At 42.8% G+C, this 6772-nt stretch carries 5 protein-coding genes; 1 reads left to right on the forward strand and 4 read right to left on the reverse strand.

Going from position 1 to position 6772, the window contains the following annotated elements; translation table 11 throughout:
* Positions 1 to 287 precede the first annotated feature (287 nt).
* Positions 288 to 965: an EcsC family protein gene (locus ACE01T_RS16650; protein ID WP_395519715.1), complete on the reverse strand. Its 678-nt coding sequence runs from the start codon at positions 963 to 965 to the stop codon at positions 288 to 290.
* A 396-nt stretch (positions 966 to 1361) separates the two neighbouring features.
* Entirely contained in the window at positions 1362 to 3554 is a 2193-nt protein-coding gene (katG, locus tag ACE01T_RS16655; protein WP_395519716.1) for a catalase/peroxidase HPI, read from the reverse strand.
* Between the two features lie 369 nt (positions 3555 to 3923).
* Between katG and ACE01T_RS16660 the strand changes: the two genes are divergently transcribed.
* Positions 3924 to 4328, forward strand: a complete 405-nt coding sequence (locus ACE01T_RS16660; RefSeq protein WP_395519717.1) for a DoxX-like family protein — start codon at positions 3924 to 3926, stop codon at positions 4326 to 4328.
* A gap of 22 nt (positions 4329 to 4350) precedes the next feature.
* Here ACE01T_RS16660 and ACE01T_RS16665 read toward each other — a convergent pair whose 3' ends face one another.
* Positions 4351 to 5406 carry an MBL fold metallo-hydrolase gene (locus ACE01T_RS16665; protein WP_395519718.1) on the reverse strand — a complete coding sequence of 352 codons (1056 nt, stop codon included), beginning with the start codon at positions 5404 to 5406 and terminating at the stop codon, positions 4351 to 4353.
* A 75-nt stretch (positions 5407 to 5481) separates the two neighbouring features.
* Entirely contained in the window at positions 5482 to 6420 is a 939-nt protein-coding gene (locus ACE01T_RS16670) for a cation diffusion facilitator family transporter (protein ID WP_086195291.1), read from the reverse strand.
* Positions 6421 to 6772 lie beyond the last annotated feature (352 nt).

Here is a 6772-nt window from a genome sequence, read left to right on the forward strand (position 1 = left end):
AAATTATTTAGACCAATGATCAAAAACTTCATTGATGACTTTATTCTCGATAAAAATCATCTGCTACCACAGAGAATCTATAAATAATAGTGCGTAAGTCCTATTCTAATAGAAATGTTCTTTTTAAAAGTTAAATATCCGTTTTTAACGGGCAAAATATGTCAAAGCCATTCATAAAAAAGTCGAGTTGTTTCCAAGCCGGCTTTTTGCACATTTTTTCGTTTTTTGGGGGATTTTTAAGTCATTGATATTTTAAATGGATTTTAACAAATACTGTTATTCCTTTATTAAGCAGCTTTTTTATGATCGGCATCACAAATAAACCATTCTAAGGCTTGTTTTCCAACAAATTTAGTTAAGGTATAGTTAGTAGTCGAACTAACAATAACTCCTATGCCAAATGGTAAAGCCTTTTTTAAAGCCGCTTTTGTAAAGTTAATACCAATTGCTTTGAATATTTGCTTTATTGTTTCCAATGCTGCTCCTTTCAAATATCTTTCAACCATTTTAACTCCAGCCTTTGATGCTAACTTAGATGCTTGAGTTGTTCCAGTCTGCTCTAATGCTCCAAGACCAGCGATCAAAAAGCTCATATGCTTAGCATCCTCATTATTCAAGTCATAGTCATATGCAGCAGCTAAACACATAACCATATCTACCTGTAGCTTCATGGAAATAGCAACATCCATTGTTCCTCCGGCAGCAATAGATACAGCCGTTCCTAATCCTGGCACAATGCTTGTTAATGATGTTGCTGCTCCTGATGTTGCACTAATCTTTGAGTATCTATCTATAATTTTTTGTGCGACTATTTTCTGAGCGGACGTTTTACTTAGATTTGAATTTTTCTCTAGAACTTGTTTCTTATAGCCACATGCTACAGCCATTGCATCATCTGCTGAAATTGCAATTTTCTCAACGACTGTATAAATTAAATCAGGCTTATTATTTTCTTGATCAGTCATTAACTCTATTTACCTGTATTATTTGAAAAATATAGAAATATTATAAATGATTTACAAAAAATATACAGTGTAGGAAGTTTAAGACTCTGAGTTTTTTGATTAAAAATTAGATAAATTCTTTAAGTTGTTAAAAAATTCAATATCCCTATCAGCTGACAAACCAAATTGATATTGAGCCAGTAATTATAGAAAGAAGTTTATATCTACAAATTAAATTTTCGTAAAATTAATACAATACATCTCACATCAAAATAAATGTATAAGCCAAATAATATCAATATCTTAAAATCCATAAAAAGCTGAATGGTTAAAAATTCAGGTTTTACATGAGGTATCAATGTTTCACAAAAAAACCGCCCTAAAGGCGGTTTTTTTTTCTAACCTAAATCAGTGAAATTATTTCTTCACATCAAAACGGTCTGCATTCATCACTTTGGTCCAGGCAGCAACAAAGTCTTTGACGAATTTTTCTTTGTTGTCATCTTGTGCATATACTTCTGCATATGAACGTAGAATCGAGTTCGAACCAAACACCAAGTCCACACGTGTTGCAGTCCATTTCGCTGTGCCCGTTGCACGGTCTACAATCTCGTAACGGTTTTTGCCGACCGGTTTCCAGTTGTAGGCCATGTCAGTCAAGTTCACGAAGAAGTCGTTTGTTAATACGCCTTCCCGGTCTGTAAACACGCCTTCTTTTGCCCCAGCATAGTTGGTTCCCAGTACACGCATACCACCAATCAGTACCGTCATTTCCGGTGCAGTTAAACCCAGTAACTGAGCACGGTCTAACAGCAATTCTTCAGGTTGCGCAGTGTAGTCTTCTTTTAGCCAGTTACGGAAACCATCGTGTTTCGGTAACAAGTCTTCAAATGAATAGACATCCGTTTGCTCTTGAGTGGCATCCCCTCGTCCCGGCGTGAATGGAACTTTAATGTCTACACCCGCAGCCTGAGCTGCTTTTTCAACAGCAGCCGTACCGCCCAGTACAATCAGGTCGGCAATGCTGACTTTCTTCTCAAGACCGGCCTGAATTTCTTCAAGTTTCGCCAACACTTTCGCCAAACGTTCAGGTTCGTTACCTACCCAGTCTTTTTGCGGAGCGAGACGGATATGCGCACCGTTCGCACCACCACGATAGTCGGAACCACGGAAAGTACGCGCGCTGTCCCAAGCGGTGTTGATTAACTCGGCTGTGCTTAAACCGCTGTTCAGCAATTTCGCTTTGAGGTCTTCAATTTCCGCTTCAGACAACACGTAGTTCACCGATGGAATCGGGTCTTGCCAGATTAGATCCTCAGCAGGAACATCGGCACCTAAATAACGCGATTTTGGCCCCATGTCACGGTGAGTCAGCTTGTACCATGCACGCGCAAACACTTCAGCAAAATAAGCTGGGTCTTTATAGAAACGCTCAGAGATTTTGCGATACTCAGGATCAATTTTCAGTGCCATATCGGCATCAGTCATCATCGGGTTACGACGGACATTCGGGTTGTGTGCATCAACAGGTTTGTCTTCCTCTTTGATGTTGATCGGTTCCCATTGTTTAGCACCTGCCGGGCTGATGGTTTTTTCCCACTCATAGGTGAACAATAAATAGAAGAATTCATTGTCCCATTTGGTTGGATGCGTGGTCCAAGCCCCTTCCAGGCCACTGACCATGGTATTGGCACCGTTACCTGTACCTTCAGGGTTATGCCAGCCTAGGCCCTGAAATTCGACATCTGCGCCTTCAACGTCTTTACCCAGCAATTCAGCTTTGCCGTTACCGTGTGCTTTACCAATGGTGTGACCACCTGCAGTCAAGGCCACAGTTTCTTCGTCATTCATGCCCATACGGTCAAAAGTGACACGCATATCCTGTGCAGTACGCAGCGGATCCTGCACACCATCTACCCCTTCAGGGTTCACGTAAATCAGGCCCATCTGCACGGCAGCAAGAGAATTGTCTAATGACTTACGATCCTGATCATTTTCATAACGGTTTTTGGTGGCATCCAGCCATTTTTTTTCAGAACCCCAATTGACGTCTTTTTCAGGGTGCCAGATGTCTTGACGACCGCCACCGAAACCAAACGTTTTCAGACCAGCTTCTTCATACGCCACTGTACCGGCCAGGATGATCAGATCGCCCCAAGAGATTTTATTGCCATATTTACGTTTAATCGGCCAAAGCAGACGGCGGCCTTTATCGGTGTTGACGTTATCTGGCCAGCTGTTGAGTGGAGCAAAACGCTGGTTCCCGGTATTGGCACCACCACGACCGTCCTGCTTACGGTAAGAACCGGCAAGGTGCCAGGCAGTACGCACGAACATGCCAATGTAGCTGCCGTAGTCCGATGGCCACCAGTCCTGGCTGCTGTTAATGAGTTCGCGTAAATCCTGTTTCACTGCTTCTAAATCCAGTGAATTAAATGCCTTGGCATAATCAAAATCCGGGTCCATCGGATTGGTTTTTTTATCGTGTTGAGCAAGAATGTCAAGATTTAGAGCATTCGGCCACCAAGCCGCATTTGAGCTGGCGGCATTAGTATTGCCACCCTCTTGGTGGAACGGGCATTTCCCTGCAGTTTTCGTATCATTATTCATATCTGAGCTCCAAATTAATCATAAAATGACGATTGTCATGAACCGTTAAAAATTTCTAACTCATCATCAAAATAGCTGTTTTTTATGACAATAGAAAGCAAGTTATACGAATGAAAACGATCGAAAAAGCCTATTCTAAAACGGGCTTCAAAACAGGATTTATCAACCCTCACAACAAGAGGTCAAATTTTTAGAATGGCATTATCAATCTGTGATAAAGACAATCAGAATTTGAGATTTTGGACAATATTTCTGATTAAAAATAATGTGCTATAGTGAGGCCATAACAAGCAAACATCCCCCCATCATGTTGATCAAGCATGATCGCTATTGCTGAGAACAGACCGTATTTTCTGGAACCTGCCATTCGTGAATCATAAGCTTCTATTATTGGAAAAACCGCTTCGGCTCATTCAGATCACGCTTGCTGCACTCTGGATTTATCAGGGATGGGTTCCGAAAATCCTGTTTCAGTCAGCTGCTGAAATCACCATTTGGCAGAGCATGGGTTTAGAACTCCCTCTGGCAAAAATGGCGGTTACCCTGTCGGGCATGATTGAAATTGTGTTTGGCTGTACTTTCCTTATTTGGCAAAAAGCAGCCGTCATCCATCAGCTGAATATTTTAGGTTTAGCCGGATTATTATTGCTGATTGCGCTCACCAGTCCCTTGCAACTCACTTCTGCATTTAACCCCGTAGTGATGAATATGGCGATGATTTCCCTTTCAATGCTTGCCCTTCAACTGTTAAAGCTGAGCCAAGCGTCATCTTAAGAAACAAACATCTTGCACAACATCAAACCACCAGACGCCGCCCTTCGCGAATGCAGTAAAAGGGGGTCATCAATTTGGAGGTATTTTTCATGGCTACTTTTAAGTCCAGTTCGGGCTGTTCCCGACTTTCATCGGTCAGCTGAAAAGTGTGGTAATGAATCGCCAGCGAACATTTGGAATGTAAATCCTGATGCGCCTGAAAAGCCTCCTGCGGATTCATATGCATATAGTTCATCAGCTCACGCGGCTGGTAGGAACCAATCGGTAATAATGAAATACGCGGTGCACCCAAACGGTTTTGAATCTCTTTAAAATGCGGTGAATAGCCGCTATCTCCGGCAAAGAAACAATGGTCTTTTCCGGCTAACACTGAAAAACCACCCCACAGTGCCCGGTTGTGATCGCGTAAGCCGCGACCGGAAAAATGCTGTGCCGGGGTATAAATAATTTTTAAATCCTGCAATAAGGACGATTGCCACCAGTCCATTTCCAGCACATGAAAACTTTTCGGCAAATACCATGCATTGCCCAGTCCGGTATAAATCGGCATGGCAAATTTATCGTGCAACCATTCCAGGCTGGCCAGATCCATATGGTCATAATGATTGTGACTCAGCAGCACCGCATGAATGGTCGGCAATTCTTCCAGGGCAATTCCCGCCGGGATGACCCGTTTCGGACCTTTGCCCTGCTGGGGACTGACATGTTCGCACCAGACCGGATCGGTGAGCAGATTATAGGGCCCGATTTGCAACAGTACCGTAGCATGCCCGACAAACCACACTTGCCAGTCATCTATACTGGCGTTTGGACGGTTCTGGGGAATGGTACGTTTGCTGGCATAGAATTCAGCTTGTTCTTTTTGAACATCAACATTCCAGGTCGATGACTTGCGGCTAAGCAGCCACTTGATCAGCTCGACCCGTCCACGCCCTGCAGGACTGGGCAAGGCATTGAAGAACCGTTCACCATCATGATGATTGGAATGCATAAACTGAAATGAAGGCTGACGCCAGGTATGTGACCAGCATGCTTTGGTCGGGAGTTGAAAGTGTAATTGCTCAGGCTTCTGCTTCATGTAGATTCAATTTCTTAGTCTGACCTCAACATTCAAAATCCGGTATTCTGAATGCACTGACATATATATCACGTTTTATTCTAAACGTCCTTGCATACGTTCCAACCACACCTGTTTAGTTTGCGGTTTGATAAACAATGCCACAATTTCCGGATGAATCTGTTTGATTTTCGCTTCAATTCTATTGACGCAAGCTTCAATGTCATCCGAGCTTAAATTGTCTTCAAACTCCAGGCTTAACGATGCCAGCACCTGATGCGCGCCCATCTGTTCGGTCAGCACGCCATTGGCTGACTGTACCGCTTCATCTTCCTGGGCAATCAGCAAGATATCATTACGCAGTTGCGGATCGGCCGTTTCCCCCAACAATAAACCCTTGGTTTCACGTGCCAGTAAAATAGCAGAAACCGCCAATACAAGACCAATCAAGATCGAGGCCATGCCATCCAGTTCAGGAATATTCAAGGCATGGGCCAGATATATCCCGATCAGGGCAATCAACAGACCACATAACGCGGCAGTATCTTCAAACAGTACGGTAAAGGTAGTGGGATCTTTACTGTGCCGAAAAGCCTCGAAATAACCTTGCTTGCCTTTCACCTTACGGAATGCTTTTAAGGCCACCAACCACGAGGTGCCTTCACACAAGATGGCGATGCTTAACACAATATAGTTGATGGTGGGATTCAGCATTGCTTCAGGATGAAGTACATGTTGTATGCCCTGATAAATCGACACAATCGCACCCAGTGCAAAAACCATCAATGCCACAATAAAGGCCCAAAAATACAGCTCACGGCCATAACCAAAAGGATGCTTATAGTTGGCAGGCTGCTGGGATTTTTTCATGCCATACAGCAGCAAAATTTCATTCAAGGTGTCTACCACCGAGTGAATAGCTTCACTGAACATGGCCGAACTGTTGGTGATATAGGCAGCCACAAACTTGACCAGCGCAATCGCCAGATTACCTGCCAGTGCTGCATAGACCACAATCTTATTCGAATCAGACATTCAAATTTGTCCCGGGTGTTTTTTTGTTAAGCGTTATTGTTATCAAATAGATCTATTTGATTTTTATAGCTCTTTGCATAGTACTCAATGTGGTTGCTGTCGTGGTTTATTCTTTTGTTGTTTTTAGCGTAACTGCTGATTATTTAGCCAGTGCGTATATTGATGTTTCATGTGAAACATTGTTGTTGAATTTTATGAGCTTTTCTCAATTTTCGCAGATTGCAAGCTCATAAAAAGGAAGCCTAAACCACTACTGTCCCATAGTTTGCTTTAAATAAAAAAACCTGAGTCTAAATAGTTAAAATATGAGTGCAAACAAACACTTTAACTATAAAGGACTCAGGTTTTGTCA

The sequence above is a fragment of the Acinetobacter uliginosus genome (genome assembly GCF_044130295.1).
Taxonomy (GTDB): domain Bacteria; phylum Pseudomonadota; class Gammaproteobacteria; order Pseudomonadales; family Moraxellaceae; genus Acinetobacter.